This window comes from Oceanobacter kriegii DSM 6294, from assembly GCF_000422845.1.
Taxonomy (GTDB): Bacteria; Pseudomonadota; Gammaproteobacteria; order Pseudomonadales; family Oceanobacteraceae; genus Oceanobacter; species Oceanobacter kriegii.
On the sequence record NZ_KE383931.1, the window covers coordinates 56,843 to 79,095 of the forward strand.

20 protein-coding genes are annotated in these 22,253 nt (G+C 54.9%); 10 read left to right on the forward strand and 10 right to left on the reverse strand.

The window, feature by feature from the left end:
- The first annotated feature begins 443 nt into the window (after nucleotides 1-443).
- From G516_RS0113580 to G516_RS0113610, 7 genes are all read left to right on the forward strand, one after another.
- Nucleotides 444-1,601, forward strand: a complete 1,158-nt coding sequence (locus G516_RS0113580) for an ABC transporter substrate-binding protein (RefSeq protein WP_028294103.1) — start codon at nucleotides 444-446, stop codon at nucleotides 1,599-1,601.
- Between the two features lie 152 nt (nucleotides 1,602-1,753).
- Entirely contained in the window at nucleotides 1,754-2,788 is a 1,035-nt protein-coding gene (locus G516_RS0113585) for a branched-chain amino acid ABC transporter permease (protein WP_028294104.1), read from the forward strand.
- Nucleotides 2,788-4,635: a branched-chain amino acid ABC transporter ATP-binding protein/permease gene (locus tag G516_RS0113590; RefSeq protein WP_028294105.1), complete on the forward strand. Its 1,848-nt coding sequence runs from the start codon at nucleotides 2,788-2,790 to the stop codon at nucleotides 4,633-4,635. Before G516_RS0113585 ends, G516_RS0113590 begins: the two co-directional genes overlap by 1 nt.
- On the forward strand, nucleotides 4,632-5,402 hold the full coding sequence (locus G516_RS0113595; RefSeq protein WP_028294106.1) for an ABC transporter ATP-binding protein: 771 nt from the start codon (nucleotides 4,632-4,634) through the stop codon (nucleotides 5,400-5,402). The genes G516_RS0113590 and G516_RS0113595 overlap by 4 nt, the downstream gene beginning before the upstream one ends.
- A 232-nt stretch (nucleotides 5,403-5,634) precedes the next feature.
- The gene (locus G516_RS0113600) at nucleotides 5,635-6,621 is read left to right on the forward strand and encodes a ketopantoate reductase family protein (RefSeq protein ID WP_028294107.1); all 987 of its coding nucleotides are present in this window, start codon (nucleotides 5,635-5,637) and stop codon (nucleotides 6,619-6,621) included.
- Between the two features lie 145 nt (nucleotides 6,622-6,766).
- Nucleotides 6,767-7,543 (forward strand): class II aldolase/adducin family protein, encoded by a 777-nt coding sequence (locus G516_RS0113605; RefSeq protein ID WP_051219429.1) that lies wholly within the window; start codon nucleotides 6,767-6,769, stop codon nucleotides 7,541-7,543.
- A gap of 263 nt (nucleotides 7,544-7,806) precedes the next feature.
- Entirely contained in the window at nucleotides 7,807-8,289 is a 483-nt protein-coding gene (locus G516_RS0113610) for a MarR family winged helix-turn-helix transcriptional regulator (protein ID WP_028294109.1), read from the forward strand.
- 325 nt (nucleotides 8,290-8,614) lie between these two features.
- Here G516_RS0113610 and G516_RS0113615 read toward each other — a convergent pair whose 3' ends face one another.
- The 7 genes from G516_RS0113615 to sbcB all read right to left on the reverse strand — a co-directional run bounded on the left by G516_RS0113615 (nucleotide 8,615) and on the right by sbcB (nucleotide 13,968).
- Nucleotides 8,615-9,175, reverse strand: a complete 561-nt coding sequence (locus G516_RS0113615; protein WP_028294110.1) for a hypothetical protein — start codon at nucleotides 9,173-9,175, stop codon at nucleotides 8,615-8,617.
- 99 nt (nucleotides 9,176-9,274) lie between these two features.
- Nucleotides 9,275-9,697: a hypothetical protein gene (locus G516_RS24005; RefSeq protein ID WP_051219430.1), complete on the reverse strand. Its 423-nt coding sequence runs from the start codon at nucleotides 9,695-9,697 to the stop codon at nucleotides 9,275-9,277.
- Between the two features lie 481 nt (nucleotides 9,698-10,178).
- On the reverse strand, nucleotides 10,179-11,084 hold the full coding sequence (locus G516_RS0113625) for a DUF4145 domain-containing protein (RefSeq protein ID WP_028294111.1): 906 nt from the start codon (nucleotides 11,082-11,084) through the stop codon (nucleotides 10,179-10,181).
- A gap of 367 nt (nucleotides 11,085-11,451) precedes the next feature.
- Entirely contained in the window at nucleotides 11,452-11,598 is a 147-nt protein-coding gene (gene ykgO, locus G516_RS0113630) for a type B 50S ribosomal protein L36 (RefSeq protein WP_028294112.1), read from the reverse strand.
- A 32-nt stretch (nucleotides 11,599-11,630) separates the two neighbouring features.
- On the reverse strand, nucleotides 11,631-11,885 hold the full coding sequence (locus tag G516_RS0113635; RefSeq protein WP_028294113.1) for a type B 50S ribosomal protein L31: 255 nt from the start codon (nucleotides 11,883-11,885) through the stop codon (nucleotides 11,631-11,633).
- A 290-nt stretch (nucleotides 11,886-12,175) separates the two neighbouring features.
- Nucleotides 12,176-12,472, reverse strand: a complete 297-nt coding sequence (locus G516_RS0113640) for a hypothetical protein (RefSeq protein ID WP_028294114.1) — start codon at nucleotides 12,470-12,472, stop codon at nucleotides 12,176-12,178.
- 53 nt (nucleotides 12,473-12,525) lie between these two features.
- On the reverse strand, nucleotides 12,526-13,968 hold the full coding sequence (sbcB, locus tag G516_RS0113645; protein WP_028294115.1) for an exodeoxyribonuclease I: 1,443 nt from the start codon (nucleotides 13,966-13,968) through the stop codon (nucleotides 12,526-12,528).
- Between the two features lie 207 nt (nucleotides 13,969-14,175).
- Between sbcB and G516_RS0113650 the strand changes: the two genes are divergently transcribed.
- Together G516_RS0113650 and G516_RS0113655 are read left to right on the forward strand one after the other, a co-directional pair.
- Nucleotides 14,176-16,902 (forward strand): DUF349 domain-containing protein, encoded by a 2,727-nt coding sequence (locus G516_RS0113650; RefSeq protein WP_028294116.1) that lies wholly within the window; start codon nucleotides 14,176-14,178, stop codon nucleotides 16,900-16,902.
- A 200-nt stretch (nucleotides 16,903-17,102) separates the two neighbouring features.
- Nucleotides 17,103-18,344: a PQQ-dependent sugar dehydrogenase gene (locus G516_RS0113655; RefSeq protein ID WP_051219431.1), complete on the forward strand. Its 1,242-nt coding sequence runs from the start codon at nucleotides 17,103-17,105 to the stop codon at nucleotides 18,342-18,344.
- 82 nt (nucleotides 18,345-18,426) lie between these two features.
- On the opposite strand, the gene tusA is transcribed toward G516_RS0113655, so the two are convergent.
- From tusA to G516_RS0113670, 3 genes are all read right to left on the reverse strand, one after another.
- Entirely contained in the window at nucleotides 18,427-18,690 is a 264-nt protein-coding gene (gene tusA / locus G516_RS0113660; RefSeq protein ID WP_036536831.1) for a sulfurtransferase TusA, read from the reverse strand.
- 118 nt (nucleotides 18,691-18,808) lie between these two features.
- Entirely contained in the window at nucleotides 18,809-19,240 is a 432-nt protein-coding gene (gene gloA2, locus G516_RS0113665; RefSeq protein WP_245582672.1) for an SMU1112c/YaeR family gloxylase I-like metalloprotein, read from the reverse strand.
- Between the two features lie 9 nt (nucleotides 19,241-19,249).
- Complete coding sequence (locus G516_RS0113670; RefSeq protein WP_028294120.1) at nucleotides 19,250-19,432, reverse strand: hypothetical protein; 183 nt, start codon at nucleotides 19,430-19,432, stop codon at nucleotides 19,250-19,252.
- Between the two features lie 177 nt (nucleotides 19,433-19,609).
- On the opposite strand from G516_RS0113670, the gene hrpB reads away from it, so the two are divergent.
- Nucleotides 19,610-22,180 (forward strand): ATP-dependent helicase HrpB, encoded by a 2,571-nt coding sequence (gene hrpB, locus G516_RS0113675; RefSeq protein WP_036536631.1) that lies wholly within the window; start codon nucleotides 19,610-19,612, stop codon nucleotides 22,178-22,180.
- Nucleotides 22,181-22,253: the final 73 nt, after the last annotated feature.

Consider the following 22,253-nt stretch of genomic DNA (forward strand, 5'->3'; position numbering starts at 1 on the left):
AACCCATAAACCATTGTTTTTATTGGATTTAATTACAACAAGACAGAATCAAACGGCATTTAATAATCAATTTGTAAAACCCAAGCAGAACCCAAGCCAACCAATGACAAAGCTAACAATCACTAAAAATACAATCTTATTTTTTGTACTTTTAACCATCTAAAAACAGCAAAAACAACCGGTAAGCCTTCAAATCAAAATACGTGAAACTTCCAGTATTTATCAGGCCTGAAGCTATACCCGGGGAAAACCCGGAAAAGACCGTGTGGAAAGTAATTGGCCAATTTCCGGCAATTGCACAGCGACGACGCACAGGCCGACATGGCACGCCCCCTGCAAAACAGCCTGAGCGTTTTTTGAAAAACCCTGACACAAGAATCAGGAACACCAACGAAGAGCTTTGAGGTACCGGTGCTCGCCACTGGTCATTACAGGAGATACTCATGCCATCACGGAAAACCCTTTCTGCCCTGATCGCCGCAGCCACCCTGGCTTCCTCAATGGTTGCCCCGGTTGCCATGGCCGACATCAAGGTCGGCGTTGTGACATCCAGCACTGGCCCGATCGCGCTGGTCGGCATTCCACAGAAGAACACCGTTGCGCTGCTGCCAGATCATGCAGGCGGTGAAAAGATCACCTACATCCCACTGGACGACGCCAGCGACCCAACCGCTACCGTCAAGGCCTTCAAAAAGCTGATTGATGATGAAAAAGTGGACGCCATCATTGGCCCAAGCGGCTCTGGCAACGCCATGGGCGTGATCCAGTTTGCCGCCGAATCCGGCACACCAATGCTGGCCCCGGTGGGAACGGCCGCGGTGGTACTGCCAATGACGGAAGAAAAGAAGTGGGTGTTCAAAACCACCCAGAACGACGACCTGATTGCCGCCGCACTGGTTGACCACATGAAGAAATCCGGTGTCAAAACCATCGGCATGATGGGCACCGCCGACCCATACGGCGAGAACTGGTCCCGCGTAATGAAAGGCCTGACCGAAAAAGCCGGCATCAAGATTGTTGCCGACGAACACTTCCAGCGTCAGGACACCTCTCTCACTGGCCAGAGCCTGAAAATCCTGATGTCCAACCCGGACGCCGTACTGATTGCGGCACCAGGATCGTCCTCGGTCATGCCACAAACCACCCTCAAGGATCAGGGCTACAGCGGTCAGATTTACCAGACTCACGGAGCCGCACTGGACCCATTCCTGCGCCTCGGTGGCAAAGCGGTTGAAGGCACCATTTTGGCCGCCAGCCTGATGCTGGTACTGGACGAAGTGCCTGAAAGCAAGTCGAAGGAAATCGCGGAAGACTACGTTGACCGCTACACCCGCATTTACGGCAATGCACCAGCCACCTTCGGCGGTAACGTTTACGACGCCGGCCTGTTGCTGCAAAACGCCATCCCGGCCGCCCTCGAACAGGGCAAACCAGGCACCGCCGAATTCCGTGCTGCACTGCGTACCGCACTGGAAAACACCACCGAAATGGCGGCCACCCAGGGCGTTTATAACCTCACCCCGGAAGATCACAGCGGCTTCGACGAACGTGGTCGTGAACTGATCACCGTGAAAGACGGTGGCTGGGCGCTGATGGACTAAATCAGACCAAGCCACACCTGCAGAGCACGATCTGCGCCCACCAGCCCAACTCCCCGCTGGCGAGGCGCAGACACAATACGACAACAATTACCGGAGTCAGACGGTGCCCAAGCACCGCCGTGCAGTCCCGGTAACGCAAGGACTCAGACGCAATGAATTTTCAGATTGCCCTTATTCTGGGGCAGGACGGCATCACCAACGGGGCCATTTACGCCCTGCTGGCACTGTCGATTTTGCTGGTGTTTACCGTCACCCGCATCCTGCTGATCCCGCTGGGTGAATTCGTCACCTTTGGTGCCCTGACCATGGCCGCCATTCAAATGGGCAAAGCGCCCGCACTGGAATGGCTGCTACTGGCCCTGACCCTGATCGACTGCGGCATGGACCTGTACCAATACCGCCACAAACTGGACGGCCGTAAGTTCCAGACCATTGGCCTCAAACTCGGCTATGTGATCGCCATGATCGCACTGATTCAAACCCTGCCGCTGGCCGAACTGCCAATGGTATTCCAGGCCCTGCTGACACTGGCGCTGATGGTTCCACTGGGCCCATTAATGTACCGCCTGTTCTTCCAACCACTGGCAGACGCCCCGGCGCTGGTACTGCTGATTGTATCGATCGCCGTGCACGTTGCCATGGTCGGTGTTGGCCTGCTGCTGTTTGGGCCTGAAGGCGCACGCACAGAGCCATTCACTGATACCGTATTCCGCGTTGGCCCTATGATGCTGAAGAGCCAGACCCTGTGGGTGATCATGGTGTCTGTGATTCTGATCGTGACCCTGTTCCTGCTGTTTGAACGCACGTTATATGGCAAGGCACTGCGCGCTACTGCCGTAAACCGTACCGGCGCACGCTTGCTGGGCATTTCGCCAGTATTTGCAGGCAAGGCAACGTTTGCTCTGGCGGCCTTCATTGGCACCCTGTCCGGCATCCTGATTGCCCCAATCACCACCTTGTACTTCGACTCCGGCTTCATCATCAGCCTCAAGGGCTTTGTTGGCGCCATCATCGGCGGCCTGATCTCCTACCCGCTGGCAGCCGTTGGCGCTGTTGCCGTAGGCCTGATCGAAGCCTTCTCGATGTTCTGGGCTTCGACCTACAAGGAAATCATCGTCTTCACCCTGATCATTCCGTTCCTGATCTGGCGTTCGATGACCAGCCACCACGTAGAGGATGACGAGTGATGAATACTGCAACTCTGAAATCAAGCGCAACCAAATCCAACAACCTACTGAAGCCGACCAACCTGATGTTGGCTGGCCTGGTGGTGGTACTGATCGCCCCGATGGTCGCTCCTACCTATACCGTCACACTGCTGAACTACATCGGCCTGTATGCGCTGGTGGTTCTGGGCCTGGTACTGCTGACCGGCGTTGGCGGCATGACCAGCTTCGGCCAGGCCGCGTTTGTCGGCCTCGGCGCTTACAGCACCGCTTATTTGACTACTACCCAGCAACTGCCTGAATGGCTGGCATTCACCGCGGGTTCGCCATGGGCCGGACTGGCCATGGGCCTGCTGCTGACGGCGGCCGTAGCACTGTTCCTGGGCGCTGTTACCCTGAAGCTGTCTGGTCACTATCTGCCACTGGGCACCATTGCCTGGGGTATTTCGCTCTACTACCTGTTCGGCACCATGTCTTCCATGGGTGGCCACACCGGTGTTAGCGGCCTGCCATCGCTGTCGATCTTTGGCATCGAGCTGGATAAGGGCGAGAAGATTTATTACCTCATATGGGCCGTACTCGCCGTCGCCATTTTGATTACCCGCAACCTGCTCAACAGCCGCGAAGGCCGCGCCATTCGCGCCCTCAAGGGTGGCCAGCTGATGGCAGAATCCATGGGTGTTAACACCTTCCGTTCGAAAATGGTGATCTTCCTGATCTCTGCCATCTTCGCTGCCATCTCTGGCTGGTTGTACGCCCACACCCAACGCTTTGTTAACCCAACGCCGTTTGGCCTGCACATGGGCATCGACTACCTGTTTATGGCATTGATCGGCGGGGTTGGCAGTGTTTGGGGCGCCCTGCTGGGTGCTGGCGTGCTGACCATGCTGAAACAGTGGCTGCAAGACCTGCTGCCAATGATTCTGGGTAGCGATGGCCAGTACGAAACCATCGTCTTTGGCCTGCTGATTGTAGTCATGATGCAGCGCTGGCCAGGCGGTCTGATGGGCCTGCTGGCGAAACTGGTACCGGCCAAATACCGCGACCACTCGGATCTGACGCTTAACGATGACGCCGCTGAACTGCCTCGCCGGGAGCTGCCCAAAGCGGGTGACCTGGTGCTGGAAGCCTGCGACGTTACCCGTAAATTCGGTGGACTTGTGGCCAACAACCAAATGAACCTGCAACTGCACGCTGGTGAAATTCTGGCCCTGATTGGCCCCAACGGCGCTGGCAAATCCACCATGTTCAACCAGCTGTCTTCCGTTGATACCCCAACCGAAGGTGAAGTGAAGTTCATGGGCCAGAGCCTGAAAGGCAAAAGCTCTCGTGAAGTCGCCCAAATGGGCATGAGCCGCACCTTCCAGCACGTAAAACTGCTGCCAACCATGACGGTACTGGAGAACGTCGCCCTCGGTGCCCACATGCGTGGCTCCAAAGGCGTTGTCCCTGCTGCCCTACACCTGGAGCGCGAAGAAGAGCAGCGCCTGCTGAAAGAAGCCAAACACCAGCTTGAACGTGTTGGCCTGGGCGACTTCCTCTACGAAGAAGCCGGCTCCCTAGCACTGGGCCAGCAGCGTATTCTGGAAATTGCTCGCGCCCTCTGCGCCGACCCTTGCGTATTACTGCTCGACGAACCCGCCGCTGGCCTGCGCTTTAAAGAGAAGAAAGCCCTTGCCGACCTGCTGACCAAATTGCGCGGCGAAGGCATGGCCATCCTGCTGGTTGAGCACGACATGGACTTCGTTATGGGACTGGTCGATCGCATCGTGGTGATGGAATTCGGCACCAAAATCGCCGAAGGCCTGCCGGAAGAAATCCAGACCAACCCTGCTGTATTGGAAGCCTATCTGGGAGGTGCCGAATGAGCGTACAAGCCCTTAACACCAACAAGCCACTGCTTGCCGTCAAAGACCTGCGGGTTTCCTACGGCAAGGTAGAAGCCGTTTCCGGCATCGACCTGACGCTGAAAGAAGGCCAGCTGGTGACTGTGATCGGCCCTAACGGCGCCGGTAAGACCACCCTGCTGTCGGCCATCATGGGCCTACTGCCTTCCAAAGGCGACGTCCACTTCGATGGCGAAGACTACGTCAGCCCGGAAATCGAAACCCTGGTGGGCCGAGGCTTGGGTCTGGTGCCCGAAAAGCGCGAGCTGTTCTCCACCATGACGGTGGAAGACAACCTGCTGCTGGGTGCTTTCCAGCGCTACCGCAAAGGCGACGACACCTTTGAAAACACGCTGGCAGAGGTATACAGCCTGTTTCCGCGCTTGCACGAACGTCGCCACCAGCAAGCAGGTACCCTGTCTGGCGGCGAGCGTCAGATGCTGGCCATTGGCCGCGCCATGATGGGCAAGCCACGCTTGCTGATGCTGGACGAACCGTCACTGGGTCTGGCACCACTGATCACCCGTGAGATTTTCCGCATCTTTGCCGACCTGCGTCGTCAGGGTGTATCCATCTTGCTGGTGGAACAGAACGCCCGTGCCGCCTTAAAAGTGGCGGATTACGCCTACGTTCTGGAAGGTGGCCAAATTGCCATGCAAGGCCCCGCTGCCGAACTGGCTAACGACCCACGGGTGATCGAAGCCTATTTGGGTCTGGCCAGTAAGCATCAGGAGCTTCTGTCGAGTTAACGAGCCCGGGGCTGACATAGACGCCAACCCCGCCTATCGACCTATGGCTCTCTGACCCTATAGACCTATGACGCGCGATCACTTTCCATGTGATCGCGCGCAAATCTAACGACCGGTAGTCTATCGCTTAAACAGACAACACGAACGACCCGCACGCTTAACTTGCGTGCCTGGAAATCAAGAAAAAATAGCAAGACCCAAACTGCAAGACCGAAGGAAAGGAAAACACCACATGCGTATTTGTATTGCCGGAGCCGGTGCCATTGGCTGCACCCTGGCGGCGCGACTGGCCACTTCAGGACAACCCGTCAGCATGCTGGCAAGAGGCCGCACGCTGGAACAACTGCTGACCCAAGGCGTAACACTGAGCGACCTCGACGGTGAACACTCAGCAGCTGTAACCGCCAGCAACAGCGCCGCTGAACTGGGACCGCAGGACTTGATTCTGGTGTGCACCAAAGCCCCGGCACTGGCCGATGTACTGGCACAAATCCAGCCGATGCTGCATGCCGACACGGTCGTCATACCCGTGGTGAACGGCGTGCCCTGGTGGTATTTCCAGGGACTGACCAAAGACCAGAGCCGCTTTGCAGGCGAAGCCGTTAAAACCATCGACCCCGACGGCAGCCTCAGCGAACTGGTACCAGCAAAACATCTGATTGGTGCTGTGGTGTTTATCACCGCCACACGCACTGCCCCCGCGACCGTCAGCTCGGGCAACCCGCATTTGATGATCATGGGCGAAATCAACCACCAGATGACCGAGCGACTGGAAGCCATTCGCCAGCTGATTGAAAAAGCCGGCATCGAAGCCCGTGCCACCGACAACATTCGTGATCAGATCTGGACCAAAATCGTCGCCAACATCACCTCTAATCCACTTTCGGTGATCACTGGCGCCACACTCGAACAGCTGTACAGCGATGAACACCTGTCCGGCCTGGTACGCCGCATTCTGGACGAAACCCTGCTGGCCGCCGCCTCCCACGGTGCCCGCGTACGTTTCGACCCACAAACCATCATGGACATGGGCACCGGCATGGGCGCGGTAAAAACCTCCATGCTGCAAGACTACGAAGCAGGCGCACCGCTGGAACTCGCCAACATTGGCCACGCCGTGGTCGAAATGGCCGAGCGCACCGGTATCGACATGCCGACTACTCGCCACGTGCTGGCATTGGCAGAGTTTCTGTCTAATCAGCAAGCCAGCAGAGCATAAGCCAGCGGATACAAAAGCAATCAAAAGAGCCCTGTCGGGCAGTAAAAGAACAGGGCCACCCGAACAACAAAACCGAACAACAACGCAGCGCAGAAAAAACACCAAAATTTTGCTCAACCGAGCACTGGAGCACCAAGGAGTTACCATGAGCGAGACACAAGCCGTGCAAACCATCAGTCGCCCACAGCACATCAGCGAAGCGGAATGGGCATTACGCATCAAACTGGCCCACTGCTACCATCTGGTCGATTACTTTGGCTGGACCGAAACCATCTTCAACCACATTTCAGCGCGCCTGATGGATCAGGAAGACTGCTACCTGGTGAACCCGTTTGGCCTCAACTACACCGAAATCACCCCACTGAACCTGATCAAGGTCGACGTTGACGGCAACAAGCTGGACGACTCACCGTACGACGGCAACCCGGCAGGCTTCGCCCTTCACGGTGCCATCCATGCCGCCCGCGATGACATTCACTGCGTGATTCACACCCATACCAACGAAGTATCCGCCGTCGCCGCCAAGCCAAACGGCTTTGCCCTGAACAACTTCTACGGCGCACAACTGTTCAACCGCGTTGGCTATCACGCGTTCGAGGGCATCACCCTGTTCCAGGAAGAAAAAGGCCGCATGCTGGAAAGCCTGGGCAGCAAGCATATTCTGGTATTGCGCAACCACGGCATTGCCGTTGGTGAAATGGATATCGAGCGCACCTTCTTCCTGCTGTGGACCGTACAGCGCGCCGCTGAAATTCAGGTAACCGCCGGTGCTCTGGGCGGCGAAGACGTGATTCTGGACGACGCCATCGGCGACAAATGCGCCAGCCTCACGCAGATGCTGATCAAGGAAAGCGGCTTTGCCGACAAGTTCTTCAATGCCATGGTACGCAAAATGGAAGCCGACCGCGGCCCAAGCTGGTAAACCCAAGTACCCGGCTCCTCCGTTGCCGGGTACGGTTTTGGAAGCGGTGGCGACTTTGTTGCTCCTTCATCGCATAAATGCCACTTTGCTTCCCTTTTTATCGACTTTTTGTTCCTTGGGACTATTCAAACCCAGACAATTCACGCCCATAATGCCGCGCTTCCGTCGTTTAACTTGACGACAGGTTAATTTCCCAGGAAATTGACGTTTCACGTATTACTTATTTGTAGCGTATTTGCCACCACCAGCAGTAGAGAAAAATAATGACCAACACCACCCGAAAGCCGCGCAGTCAGCGCTTTAATCCCGCCAGTGACGACTTCCACAAGGAAGACTTCCCGTTCTACTGGTTGGCAAGGGTTCATGGTCGCTACACACTGGCGATGGAAAAGGAACTGAAGAAAATCAATCTCGATATTCCACGCTGGCGCATCCTGTTTACCCTGAAGGAAGAAGGCACCTCCAGCATTTCAGAAATTGCCATTCACGCGGTGGCCAAGCTGCCAACCATCACCAAGATTGTTTACCGCATGAAAGACGACGGTCTGGTCGACACCCGCCAAAAGCTGGAAGACGGCCGAGTCACTGAAGTGATCCTGACCGACAAAGGCCGCGAGGCCATTGAGAAAATCAAAGTCGCCACTGAAGGCCTGTTCCGCCAGAGCTTCAAAGGCATGACCGAACCGCAAATCCAACGTCTGAATAAACTGCTCGAACAGCTGTTTCACAACCTGCCCGAGCATTGATTTGGCAGAGGTTGATGTGTTTTAGAGAGTTATAGAAAAAGCAGGCTTCGGCCTGCTTTTTTGTGGGTGGGAAAGCAGGTGATGGGTACACAGAGCCGTGGACACCCTGGCGAACAATGCTGAGAGACCGCCGCCTCATGCCTGGCTCCCACGCTCTGCGTGGTAGTCTTTGGCTGGAACCGCTGCATTACCACGCGGAGCGTGGGAACGAGGTTAAAGGGGTTTTTCTACAGCTTCAACGCCTCACATCACCGGCAAAAAAAGCAGAGCGACGAGGAGCGGCGCTTTTTGTTGTCCGAGTGCATGTGATTGTTAGACGATATTCTCACGCCAGTGGCAAAAACGTTCCTAGCAGAATAAGAAGAAAAAACAGACCGCCTACAACAACACCAAATATATTCCAGCCTGTGAATTTGCTATTTTTAGCATGGCCGGGAGAGTTGACTTCATTGATATTGTCCACCAGCGCTTGAACAGGAAGCAAAAAAATGACCGCAAAATACGTAATCAGCCAGAATGGGGCTGGCAGTTTCCATAGTAGAGTGACAATTATCCAGCCTGCAGCCAACAACCCCGGTGACAACGACCTCTCAAGAGATGCATCTACTGCTGAGGCTTCCACCTTTTTGAAAAAAGAGTAGCAAAAGAAATACGCAAAGACGGCTCTCCAAAAAGGCATGATATTTAGCTTCTCCCTTTCTTTAATTAGAACCCAGTTTTTATAAAACCAATAAAGTTCATAAATCCCCATAGTGCAAATCGACATCACGACCAGCTTCAATGGGGAAACTGCAAAGTATATTGGTGTATTTGATGTATCTTCTGTCAATTGGTTGTCGTTTTGACTTGTTGATACTGACTCTTCTGATGAAGCTTGAGTGCTCATAATTCTCCATTGTTCGTCTAACGCCCCGCTAAACGGCGAGCGGTAGCGAGTCCGGTGGAGGCCACGCTTTTTGTGGCCGGAACGAATTTGAGTGGCTTGTTAGGCTTTGACCGTTGCATCTGCACTCTCCGCTTGCACAGCCAATACTGCACCAGACATAAAATCTATTGCTGTGAGCCACTGTGGTTCAACTTTTTGGTTGGGCTCTGCCATGATAACGCCCTCTGCCCAATCTTCATCTACCCAGTAGCCAATTGAATTAATGCAATTATCCTCTGTGAATGGAACTCCTTGCTCGCGAGGCATAAATCGAAATTCACTGACTTGGCGAAAGGTGATTCTTACACTTTGGGGCATATCGCGACTTACCCAATCCCCATCAGAGCGAATCCAATGCAATTCTAGCTTTCTCTCTGCAATGGAGTAATCAAAGCCGACGAAATCGAAATGATTATGCAAGTCTAGTTCATCCTCTCCTTGCACAAGATAAATTCCTTCGACTATTTCGTAGTTTCGATTCATAGAAGCCTAACACCGGTAGCAAAGGCGAGCGTTAGCGAGTCCAGCCCGCGTTTTTAGCGGGCGATTTTGCCGACCCTTGTTATAAGCTTTTGCCACGAAGTTTCTCCCTTAATGCTCTGACGCCAACAGGCTTTAACGAACAGTACTTTGCAAATACTAGCTCTGCTACATATGGGGCAACCAATAGTAAGCCGGCAAACACAATTAAGCTTTGAAAAGCTAATCCCAAGTAGATAGCAAGGCCAGGTATAAATGCCCCGCCAAATGCCAACACTCACTTAGACAATGACGTGTATTCATATTGGAAGAAGCACTTTTCGCAATGCATTCTGCTGGAAAAAGACAACATCTTTACCGTTACTGCCTTCTCGCTACATTTCGGGCACTTTCTCATCATGGCTTATAACGCCCGCATTTGCGGTTGGTTTGGAGCGCAGCGGAAAAACAGTCCAGCAACATGCTTTTGATAGCCACCATAGCCTCATATATATGACACGAAGTAACCGGCTGCATATTTCTGAAACCCTAGTGAATCACCCAATTCACTAGGATTAATTTGATCATGCAGCCTTTCTATGATTTCAATCAACCCTTTGTTTTCGCGTTTATCAGCGGGATCTAGACGACTCATTACCTTTTCAAAATTTCGTTTCGAATCATTCAAATTTTTTGCTACTGGCAACTCATTATTTCGCTTTTCATCGATAATTGATATTGAATTTAGCTCGAAATAAAATTCGCTTTCGTCTAGCTCCCCCTGCTTTTTTGCACTATTTAAAAATTTAATTGCTTCAGATTTTTGATCATTCTTTACGAGAGCTAGCAGCAACTTATGAAACAATGCCTTATCATAGTTATCGTTAATTTCGCCGATTTTTGAAAAATTCTTCAACACACGAACTCTCACAGCTGGCATTAGAGTGCTGAATATAGTAGCAGTATTTTCTGTTTTATTAAATTTGTTTTTCTGAAACCAATCAATAAGCAGCAAATCGAACAATTCCAAACATTTCCTTACAATATCTTTCACTTCATCATCATCAATATTCCTCTTGTTGTAGTGAGCTCCTTTATTTCCAGCAACTCTGATCTCATCCATGCGTATATGAATAGCACCATAATGCATGCCGGATTCTCTTATTGATTTAATTTTATTTACCAGCGACATGCGCTCATAAGCTTTTATGGAACTCGATGATGTAATTAATTGTTTAAAAAATACATCAATCATCATTTCCACAAACCAGCGGCATGCACTAAGCTTCGTTTCTTTTGATGTGTGCTCCGAAAGTATGTCTATAAGCCGATGGTGACCAGGCTTTGGAATAGGGTGTGTCACATGATCCATAGTGAAATCTCGTGTGGCTAACAGCTTATTAGTGCGCATGCGCGGTTTCTTAGTGAGGTAAATTCCAGAAACCAAAGACAACTATTTGATTTTAAGAGAAAAATTTCCATTTCCAGCCACCTCCTTGTCCGGCAAAACGCCCATGCGCGTTTTCTCCTTTTGGCGTGCGCATAAACCTGCAAATCACACTACACAACGCACCTAATTTCTGCCACCCACGCTAACACCCGCGGGAAAAACGAGCAACGGCTTCTGTCAAACTACGCACGGTTCGGACGTGTCAGGCCATAACCTGCCAGCGCATCGAGCACATTGATTTGCCTACCCCAATAACAAAAACGGGCCCCTGAAAAGGAGCCCGTTTTGATAGCGGCAACATGCGTCTACCAGATGTTCGGCAACTCGGTTATTTGCCTTTCTTCTTCAGTCCACCCTGGCGGGCTTTGAAGCGCGGGTTGCTCTTGCAGATGACGTACAAGCGGCCCTTGCGCTTGACCACTTGGCAGTCCGGGTGGCGATTTTTGGCAGTTTTGATGGAGCTAACAACTTTCATAACGAGTCCCTGTGAACGCTCACGGCGTGCAATTACTTTTTAGCCAAAGAACCAAAACGCTTGTTGAAGCGCGCGATGCGGCCTTCGGCCGTTACCTGACGTTCTTTGCCGGTGTACACAGGGTGCGACGCACTGGAGACGTCCAGATTCACCAGTGGGTAGGTTTTGCCGTCTTCCCAAACGGTGGTCTGGTCACTTTTGCAGGTGGAGCGAATGCGAAACTCGCGGCCGCAGCTGGTGTCGCGGAACACTACGTAGCCGTAGTCTGGGTGAATGCCTTTTTTCATAGCGGGATAGCCCTTATCAATTGTTACAAAATAACATTACACCAATGATAATGATTATCACAACCATTTTGCAACAATATAACCTTTCCCTTTCCCCTTTTTCTTTTCTCCTAGTTCTTTTCTCCTAGCCGCTTCACCCTGGCACCGACGAGCCCAGATATCGACGCGTCCCGATCCAACTCCGGTCCTTGGCACTAGGCCAACCGTGCCCCGACAGAAAACACGCACAAACAAAAACGGGCCCCTGAAAAGGAGCCCGTTGTTTGTGCGTTGTGTTCTGGCCTGAATCATCAAGGACTCATATGGGCCGTCGAGCTGGCGTCCGCCATCACCACCCACATGGCAACACCGGCGACCAAAAAGAACAGCGGTACCACAATGCCCAATGGCACGCCGATGTTTTTCACCAGTCGGTAGGCGCGGTCGTAACCTTCCTGTTCGACCATGTTCTTGCCCCGTTTGTCATTCGTCAGCCAGCTATCCACATCGCGGGAGATACGAATACTGCGCTTCAGTATCAGCGCACATCCCAGCGTCCAGACCATAAAGAACAAGGTGACCGGCCAAGGCAGCATATCTACAGACATAAGACTTCCAGAAATTTCCCAAGGTTATAAGTATGGTGAGGACTGAGCGCGGCTCAGCCTTCATCAAACGGGTAAATGGATTCAGCGTACAGTTGCAGGTCGTGAATCCATTGCAATTTGTTGCCGTCGTTTGCCACCTGTTCGGCGGCGCGTTGCAGTTCGCGGGCAAACTGCTCGAAGTTCAGCGCCGGGCAGTTCGGGTCGGTATGGAACAAACGGTCACGACGGAATTGTTCCCAGCGGCCGCGTTCGTCGGCTTCCAAAGTATCCGGGAAGTTGCGGGCGCGATAGCGGAACAGCATTTCATCGCCGCGCTTGTCCTGAAAACTGCCCGACCAACCCACCAGATCCCACGGCGACATGCCGTGCAAATCGTTCATGGCGTTTTTGTCCGCAGGCGAGAAAAAGCCATCGTACAGCATGGCATCCACATCGGTCGCAGGTGCAAATTCGCGGCCAGTGAATACCTGATGCAGCTTGTGGTCGATGTCCGGGCCGTTTTTGATCATGCCCAGATGCTTGCGCAGGGTCTCGCCACTCAGGTTCCAGCGCTCGGCCTGATCCGGTGTCAGGGTTTTTGCAGGCGCAATCACGGGCGACTTGTTGATGTGCAGCTCTTTCAACGGCAGCCGTTCTACCCCTTCCGGCAGTTCGTCAGCGCGGCTGAATACCCGTTGCTGAATCTGTTCGGCCGTCAGTTCAAACAACGGCGTTGGATCGGCGTGCAGGTCGTACACAATCACGCTGTTCTTGTTCTTCGGATGCCAGCACAGCGGCACCACAATCGCCATGCAGCCCTGCTCGACCGGGAACATGCCGGAGATATGCACCAGCGGCTTATGCTGCTGCACGTCAATCATGTCAGACACCGACTGCTTACGGCGCATATCGAAAAGATAACGGTATAATTTTGGTTGTTTGTCACGAATCAAACGCGCCAGCGCAATGGTCGCTCGCACGTCAGACACGGCGTCGTGGGCCTTGCCATGATCCAGCCCGTTGGCTGCGGTCAGGTGTTCCAGCTTAAAGCTGATGCGGCCATCGTCGTGTTTTGGCCATTCGATACCGTCCGGGCGCAAGGCATAGGCGCAGCGCACAATGTCCAGCAAATCCCAACGCGAATTACCGCCCTGCCATTCGCGGGCGTAAGGATCGAAGAAGTTACGATAAAGGGTGTAGCGAGTGAATTCGTCGTCAAAGCGAATGCTGTTGTAACCGGCGGCACAGGTGCCCGGTACGGAAAACACGTCGTTAATCTGGCGAATAAAGTCGACTTCGGCAATGCCCCGCTGCTGACAGTCTTGCGGCGTAATGCCTGTGGTCAGCACCGCCTGAGGGTGTGGCAGGTAGTCATCGCTTTGCTTGCAGAAAATCTCGACTGGCGCTTCGATTTCGTTGAGGTCTTCATCGGTACGAATGCCCGCAAACTGGGCCGGTCTGTCCCAGGCCGGGCTGGTTCCAAAGGTTTCATAGTCATACCAGACGATGCTGCTCACACAAGACTCCTGCGCGTTACGGATCACTTCAATGGCGGCGATAGTACCAGTTTCAGCGCCCCGGCGCGGCCCCCGCGCCATAGAATGTGCCGTAAAATCAGGAATTTGTCGGGCTAGCGAGAATCATTCTACATACTTCCCTAAACGCCCACGGCCTGTACAATGGCTGCGATTTTTTTGTTGCGACAAGTTGGATGGATCAGCTCGATGTCTTTATTCGCGAAGTTTCTGAAGCCAGGCAAGCCAAAATGGCAGCATGACGACCCGGCAGTCCGCAAGCAGGCCCTTGCCGAACTGCCTCTCGAGCAAATCCCCGAGTTTCTGAATATAGAACCCACTGCCGAACTGCGTGCCGTTGCGGTCGTTCGATTGACGGACGAAGCCGTACTCGAAAAATTGCTGTCCCACAGCAAGGAAGATGTACGAGAAGCCGCCCGCAGCCATTGGCTGGCCAGCCTGCTGCCCGCAGGCACCGACGTCAGCAGCATCAGCGACAGCAGCCGATTGGTGCGCATTGCCGGTTTGACCAAAGACGATCAGGTTCGTCTGACGGCCATTTCAGCAATCACGGATCAGCAAGAACGCCTGACCATTGCCCGCAGCCATCCGGTTGCCCGGGTTCGACTGGTTGCCGCTGAAGGCATCACCGAATTCACCTTGTTGGAACAACTGATGGGCCATGCCCAGGGTAAAGACAAAACCGTCTATCGCCTGTGCAAGGAACGTCTGGCCGAAGCCAAGGCTGCCGACGAAGCCAAAGCCGAACAGCAATCGCGTATTCAGACCATTCTGGAGCAAGCCGCTTACCTGAATCGCGTTGGCTACGGCCCGGAATTCAACGGTCGCTTGCAGGTGCTGGGCAAACAGCGCGAAGAATTTGCCGACGTAATGTCAGAGCAACAGCGTGCCGAACTGGACCAGCAAATTGAGCAAGCCAAAGCCACGCTGCAAGGCCACGAAGCGGAAGAACAGCGTCTGGCCGCTGCCCGCCAGCAAGCCGCAGAAGCCGAGCAACACCAGGCCACACTGCTGAACCAGCTGTCCGAGCTGGTTGCCGCCGCGCCTGCCATGGACCCAGCAGCCCTGGGCGAACAGCTGAGCAGCATTGACCAGCCATGGCGCGCCAGCCTCAACGACCACAAGCCATCCGCCGATGCCTTGCGTCAGTTTGAAAACACCTTGCAACAGGGTCTGGCACTGCAAAACACCCTCAGCCACTACGCCGAGAACCAGGACGCCCTGCAGCAATGGCTGGAGAAAGACCTGCCAGCCGATATGCGCGGCCTGCAACAAGTTATCCGCGGCGGCAAGGACTGGTTGGCAGCGTTCAAATGGCCTGCCGATGTCGAACAACCGTCCTGGTTGGCGGCGATTAATGGCAAGTACCAGCTGGCATCTGCCCAACTGCAAAATCTGGAAAGCCATCAGGCGTCCCGCATCGACACCATTGAAAAGCAGCTGGCCAAGGTCGAAAGCTACCTCGACGATGGACACCTGAAAGAGGCCAGCAAGGCCTTTGGTCAGGCCACTGGCAGCATTCGCCAGATCGACAACAAATCAGCGCAACGCTTCCAGCACCGCATCAAGTCGTTGAACGCTCGTATCAATGAAATGCGTGACTGGCAGGGCTTTGCCACGACGCCGAAGAAAGAATCCCTCTGCGATGCCATGGAAGCTCTGATTGGCGCTGACATCGACCCGGAAACCCTGTCCAACGAGATTCAGGCCTTGCAGGATGAGTGGAAGACGCTCAATTCCTCAACGCCAGATAAAGAGCTTTGGGAACGCTTCCAGGCCGCTGGCGATAAAGCCTTTGAACCATGCCGTGAGTGGTTTGCCAACGCCGCCCAGCGCCGCGAGCAAAACATTGCCCTGCGTAATCAGCTGATTGACGAGCTGAGCCAATACGAAGCGGGCATGGACTGGCAAAACGCCGACTGGAAAGTGGTTCAGAAAACCCTCGAAGCCGCCCGTGAAACCTTCCGCGGCTATTCACCGGTTGAACGGTCTGCCCATAAAGACACCCAGGCGCGTTTCCGCGACGTGTGTGACCGTATTTACGATCACCTGAAAGCCGAATACGATAACAACCTTGCCATCAAGTCCGATCTGGTTGAACAAGCCGCCGAGCTGGCCAACCTCGAAGACCTGACCGGCGTAGTCGACAAGGTGAAATCCCTGCAACAGCAGTGGAAGCAAGTGGGCACCACCCCACGCGGCCCGGACCAGAAACTGTGGCGCGAATTCCGCAGCCAATGCGACGCCATCTTCAACCGTCTGGACGAGCAACGCGCTGAGCGTCGCAACGAGATCGACGGTCAGGTTGCCGAAGCCGAAGCGCTGGTTCAACAAGCTCAGGCACTGCTGGAAGGCGTTACTGAGAATGACGCTAACAGCGCCGACGCCCGCACCAGCCTGCAACAGATTGAGAGCGATTTTGCCGCCATCGAACTGCCACGCGGCGCCCACCAGCGTTTGCGTAAGGCTCTGAGCGATGTTGGCCAGGCGTTGCAACAGCGCGAAACCGACAAAGCTGCCGCCGCCGACCGCCAACGCTGGCAGGGTTTGCTGGATCGCCTGACCGCTATCCAGACTGGCGACGAAGCCTTGTGGCAAGCCGCCGACAAACTGCCGGGCGACTACTCCGCTGCTGACTTCGAGCAACGCTGGGACAACCGCGACAACATGGCCGTAGAATCCGAGCAGGCCCGTGATCTGTGTATTCGCATGGAAATTCTGGCCGAGCAGGAATGTCCGGCTGCTGATCAGGGCCGTCGTATGGAGCTTCAGGTTCAGCGTTTGGCCAACGGCATGGGTCAAGGCGTTGGTCGCACTCGCGAACGCGCCGAACTGGTTGCCAACTTCCTTACCGTGAGCGCCAGCACCGAGCAACAAGGTCGCTTTATTGCGGCACTGGCTGCTTCTTTGATCTGACCCAGATCACCTGCTTCAAATCACCCACCCCGGCAAGGCACTGAGCTTGCTGGGGTGGGATTTTCCCAAACTCCCACCCAAGCCAATCTCTCCTCGCTCCCGACACCCGACACCCGACACCCGACTCCAATAGCAAAATACGAACGTTTATCGTCAAGCAATGTCAGATCAACATCTCTACCTTGCTCACAGGACGTCCCATGCACTGTTTCCGAATCACCCGACCGGCGCTAACGCTGGCTGCGGCTCTGGCATCCACACTCGCATCCACATTGATAAGCCCACTAGCCTTTGCTGACCCCAATCTGGTTAATGAACGGCAGCGTCCGGTTTCAGCGGCAGGCCAACAGGTTGAACCTCAGCTGCTGGTCGACAACCTCGACCACCCTTGGGCCATCGCCTTCACCAGCGATGGCAAAGCGCTGATTACCGAACGGTCTGGCAGTTTGCGAGTGCTGGAATACGTCAGCCCCGCCGGTGCGTCACTGACGCCTGTGCGCATCAGTGCACCGGTGCAAGGGTTGCCAGAAATCTGGAGTAGCGGCCAGGGCGGCCTGCTGGACGTTGCCGAGCATCAGGGCTGGGTGTATTTCAGCTATTCCGAACCATCACCGCGTGGCAGTAATTCCACCGCAGTAATGCGCGCGCGGCTGGTAAAACAAGGGGCGGACTACCAGCTTCAGGATCAACAACGCATCTTCAGCCAGCAGCCCAAGTACCCGTCACGGTCGCACTTTGGCTCCCGACTGGTGTTCGACCAGCAAGGTCATCTGTTTATCACCCTGGGTGAACGCTATTCCCAACGGGACGACGCCCAAACGCTGGACAACCATCACGGCAAGGTCGTTCGTATTAACCTCGACGGCAGCATTCCGGCCGATAATCCCTACGTGAATACCGACGGCGCATTGCCAGAAATCTGGAGTCTGGGCCATCGTAACCCGCAAGGCGCGGTACTGAACCCTGAAACCGGCGACTTGCTGGTGCATGAACACGGCCCTCGGGGTGGCGACGAGTTAAACCGGGTTGAACCGGGCCATAACTACGGCTGGCCAGTGATTACCTACGGCAAGGAGTACATTGGCGGCAGCATCGGCGAAGGCACCGAAAAAGCCGGTATGGAGCAGCCACTGCATTATTGGGTGCCTTCCATTGCGCCTTCCGGCATGGCTTGGGTCGATAGCCAGCAATACCCTCAGTGGACCGATACGCTGGCGATTGGCTCGTTGAAATTCCAGCAACTGGCGCTGCTCAAGGGTGTTTCTTCGGACATGTCTTCAGGAATGACCACAGGAAAGGCGGATATTCGTGAAGAACGCCTCGACCTGCCGCAATTGCAAGAACGCATTCGGGACGTCACCACCGGACCGGATGGTTTGCTCTATCTGATAACCGACGAAGACGAGGGCAAGCTGGTTCGGTTGAATCCGGTTTCAGACTAAACGAAAAACGGGCAGCTCTTAGGGCTGCCCGTTTTTGGTTTTTGCACGTTAGACCAGATCAGTTTTGTTCAAGAAAACCAGATCAGTCCTCTTCAGACGCCTTACGAATCACAAACCGATAGATGCCATCAATCTCTTCGGAAACCAGCATCTCCTGACCTAGAAAACTGCAAAAGCGCAGAAAGTCGCGCTGCGTTGACGGGTCGGTCGCCAACACTTCAACACAATCACCCAATGCTGCGTCGTTAATGACGTTGTGCAGCATCATCACAGGTTCCGGGCAAAACAGCCCCTTGGTATCCAGGTGATGTTGAATGGTGACGTCGATCGATGATTCCTGACTCAAGTTGAGCTCCACTTCTAACCAAACCGTTACGGGCTTGCCTGCGCCCGTTGACTGAAAAACGCCGCGACTTTAACAAACCCGGGCGCCGCTGTCTGGCCCCTGGCGTCGCTATAAGAACTCAACGCTCGTACAACTCCAGTGGCAAGGCATCCGGGTCGGCAAAAAAGGTAAAACGCTTACCGGTAAATTCATCGGTACGAATGGCTTCCACGGCAATGGAATGCGCTTCCAGCCAGGCAACCCACTCGTCCAGTTGTTCTACCTCAAACGCCAGATGACGCAGGCCCTGGGCTTCCGGGTAGCTGGGCCGCGCTGGTGCGCCATTGAATGAAAACAGCTCAACTTGGCCGCCGTCTGGCAACGCCAGATCCAGCTTCCAGGAATCCCGCTCTGCGCGGTAATTTTCCGCCAGAATGTCCAGCCCCAGCACCGTATTGTAAAAGTGCTTAGACACCGCGTAGTCAGAGCAAATAATGGCAGCGTGGTGAATACGCTGCAGTTTTGGCCGCCCACGCCCCTCAACGGCCGGGGCAGATACTTCGTTACTCAAGCTGATTCCTTAGCGCTTCTTTTTGGCGCGCTTCTTACGCAAATAGTCTTTCACCGGCGTTTTCTTGTCAGGCAGGGCCTGCTCAAAACGCTCTCGCAGTGACTCGACCTTCTCTTCCTTGTCCCGATGCATCCGTTCGTGTTTGTGCCTGGCACCGGCCGTTGCAAAATCGACCACATTTTTATCAGACATATCAGTTACCTCGTATGACCCAATCAGTTTAAGCCACCCGGCGTAAAAAGAGCCAGCAACAGACAAGCCCAGGCAAGCGAGTGCAGGCGTTTTCCGGTATGGTGATGCCCTTCAGCAGAGGTTTAACCACCAAACTGATCCCGGCCCAAACCTTCACAATACGCTGCTCGAACTTGCATGAATTCTGAACCGTCTCACTCCACGCCAGCCTTTCCGGTTGACCCTCTGATCCCGGACATTGTTTCCGCCCTTGCAGATCATGACAGTCTGTTACTGACCGCCGAACCCGGCGCTGGCAAAACCACTCGGGTGCCATTGGCTCTGCTGCAAGCAGAATGGCTGGCCGGCCAACAGATCATCATGTTGGAGCCGCGGCGGCTGGCTGCCCGCAATGCCGCCCGTTACATGGCCAGCCAGCTGGGTGAACAGGTTGGCGAGACCGTCGGCTATCGTATCCGCCTGGAAAACCGCAGCTCGGCCCAAACGCGACTGCTGGTAGTCACTGAAGGGGTGCTGACCCGCATGTTGCAATCCGACCCGGAACTGAACGGCGTCGGTTTGATTATTTTTGATGAATTCCACGAACGGCATCTGCACAGTGATTTAGCGCTGGCGCTGTGTCATCAATGCCAACAGGTGTGGCGGGACGATCTCAAGCTTTTGATCATGTCGGCAACGCTGGACACCGACCGTCTTGGCGAACAGCTGCAAGCTCCCCTTATTCATTGCCCCGGCCGAGGTTTTCCGGTCGAGCTGAATTACCGCCCTGCCCGCTCTCCGGACGAACGTCTGCCTCAGCAGGTCGCCCGCGTGGTCGACGAAGCCCTCAGCGCAACAGACGGCCATATTCTGGTGTTTTTACCCGGCGTCGCCGATATCCAGCGTTGCAGTGACCAGTTACAGCCACTGTTGGCCGATCACATTCAGGTGCTACCACTGCACGGCCAGCTTACTGACCAACAACAAAAAGCCGCGCTGACATACGTTGCAGCAGGGCAACGCAAACTGTTACTGGCCACCAACATTGCCGAAAGCTCATTAACATTGAACGGCGTCGACTGCGTCATCGACTCGGGACTGGAACGCCGCCTGCAATACCATCCGGCCAGCGGCCTCAGCCAACTGAACACGGTGAACATTTCGCAGGCGTCCGCCACCCAGCGCATGGGCCGTGCCGGACGCCAACAACCGGGCCGTTGTTACCGGCTTTGGCCGGAAAGCACCCACCACACGCGCGCCCAGCATATTGAGCCCGAAATCGCCCAAACGGACCTCAGCCAACTGCAAATGGAGCTGATGCAATGGGGCGCCAGCAGCAACGAACTCTTGTGGCTGACACCGCCTCCGCACGCCTCGCTGAACCGCGCCAAACAGCTGCTGCAATCACTTGGCTTGTGCAATGGACAACAACAGGGACAACAACAGCTGACGGCCATCGGCCAATTCGCCGCCCGTCTTGGCATGGACGTACGCTGGGCGGCAGCACTGGCCCACACGACGTCAGACAGCCGCCGCCAAACAGCACTGCTGGCCGCCATGATGCAGGAATGGCCGCACAAACAGTCCCGTAGTGATGATCTGGAACGCCGCTGGCATTGGGCGCAGCAGCAGTCGCTGTGGAAACAGCGCATCGAACCGCTGGCCCAGCGCTGGCTGTCGAGCGCGGGCAAGGCAACTGTTCAAAGCGAAAAAGGCACAAACAGCGACGAGCACGGCCATACCCTCGCCATGCTGGCGTTACTGGCGTATCCCGACCGTCTGGCTCGACGTCGCGGCAATCATTCTGCGGGTAAAGACAGCGCATCTGGCCAATACCAGCTGACCAGCGGCACCGGTGTGCAACTGCAACGAGACAGTGATCTGATGAACGCCGACTGGCTCGTCGCCGTCGACGTGCAAGGCGAATGGATTCGCGCCGCCATCGCCATCAGTCAGAACGAAATTGAGCGTTGGCTAGCGCAATTCCCACAGCAATTGAATCGTAGCGTCGTTGTCGAGTGGCAAGCCAATGGCTCGTTATTGGCAGAACAGCAGCAGCGTATCGGTCAGTTGATTTGGCAACGCCAACCCATGACCAACCTCAGCGCTGAAGACTGGCAATCGGCCTGGCTGGATTATTTCAGCCGCGGCAGCAAATCCAGACAGCGTTTACAGCAACTGAACTGGACCGACGACTGCCACACCCTGCGCCAGCGCATAGAACTGGTCGCCAACAGCGGCATAAGTAGCCCGGACGGCGAACCCTGGCCAGACGTCAGCGACGACGGTCTGTTGGCCAGCGTTGAAGACTGGTTATTGCCCTACCTGAGCGACTGCCGCAACGAAAAACAATTGCGTCAACTGGACATGCTGCAACTGCTGAAAAGCACCCTCAGCTGGCCACAGCAACAAGCGCTGGAAACCCTCGCGCCCACCCACTGGCAAGTGCCATCCGGTTCTCGGATTCGGTTGGACTATTCAGAAAATCCACCGGTATTGCCGGTGAAATTACAGGAAATGTTTGGCGAACCGACCCAGCCCGCCATTCTGAACGGACACCTGCAACTGTTGATTCACCTGCTGTCGCCGGGCCGCAAGCCCTTGCAGGTAACCCGCGACCTGCCCCATTTCTGGCAGCACGGCTACGTTGAGGTAAGAAAAGAAATGCGCGGCCGCTATCCCAAACACCCATGGCCGGAAGACCCGCTCAGCGCCGAAGCTACGGCCCTGACCAAACGCGCGTTGCAACGCCAGTCGAAGGGTGACTGACCGAGCAACCAGCGCCAACGGGCACTTTACTTCCTGCAGTGCCCATTCCGGGCAAGCAAGCTCACAGCCATTT

Bases quoted from the DNA above. Each gene is read 5' to 3' on its own strand.
- G516_RS0113580 (WP_028294103.1), top strand. From the start codon at position 444: ATGCCATCACGGAAAACCCTTTCTGCCCTGATCGCCGCAGCCACCCTG.
- G516_RS0113585 (WP_028294104.1), top strand. From the start codon at position 1,754: ATGAATTTTCAGATTGCCCTTATTCTGGGGCAGGACGGCATCACCAAC.
- G516_RS0113590 (WP_028294105.1), top strand. From the start codon at position 2,788: ATGAATACTGCAACTCTGAAATCAAGCGCAACCAAATCCAACAACCTA.
- G516_RS0113595 (WP_028294106.1), top strand. From the start codon at position 4,632: ATGAGCGTACAAGCCCTTAACACCAACAAGCCACTGCTTGCCGTCAAA.
- G516_RS0113600 (WP_028294107.1), top strand. From the start codon at position 5,635: ATGCGTATTTGTATTGCCGGAGCCGGTGCCATTGGCTGCACCCTGGCG.
- G516_RS0113605 (WP_051219429.1), top strand. From the start codon at position 6,767: ATGAGCGAGACACAAGCCGTGCAAACCATCAGTCGCCCACAGCACATC.
- G516_RS0113610 (WP_028294109.1), top strand. From the start codon at position 7,807: ATGACCAACACCACCCGAAAGCCGCGCAGTCAGCGCTTTAATCCCGCC.
- G516_RS0113615 (WP_028294110.1), bottom strand. From the start codon at position 9,175: ATGAGCACTCAAGCTTCATCAGAAGAGTCAGTATCAACAAGTCAAAAC.
- G516_RS24005 (WP_051219430.1), bottom strand. From the start codon at position 9,697: ATGAATCGAAACTACGAAATAGTCGAAGGAATTTATCTTGTGCAAGGA.
- G516_RS0113625 (WP_028294111.1), bottom strand. From the start codon at position 11,084: ATGCGCACTAATAAGCTGTTAGCCACACGAGATTTCACTATGGATCAT.
- ykgO (WP_028294112.1), bottom strand. From the start codon at position 11,598: ATGAAAGTTGTTAGCTCCATCAAAACTGCCAAAAATCGCCACCCGGAC.
- G516_RS0113635 (WP_028294113.1), bottom strand. From the start codon at position 11,885: ATGAAAAAAGGCATTCACCCAGACTACGGCTACGTAGTGTTCCGCGAC.
- G516_RS0113640 (WP_028294114.1), bottom strand. From the start codon at position 12,472: ATGTCTGTAGATATGCTGCCTTGGCCGGTCACCTTGTTCTTTATGGTC.
- G516_RS0113650 (WP_028294116.1), top strand. From the start codon at position 14,176: ATGTCTTTATTCGCGAAGTTTCTGAAGCCAGGCAAGCCAAAATGGCAG.
- G516_RS0113655 (WP_051219431.1), top strand. From the start codon at position 17,103: ATGCACTGTTTCCGAATCACCCGACCGGCGCTAACGCTGGCTGCGGCT.
- G516_RS0113670 (WP_028294120.1), bottom strand. From the start codon at position 19,432: ATGTCTGATAAAAATGTGGTCGATTTTGCAACGGCCGGTGCCAGGCAC.
- hrpB (WP_036536631.1), top strand. From the start codon at position 19,610: ATGAATTCTGAACCGTCTCACTCCACGCCAGCCTTTCCGGTTGACCCT.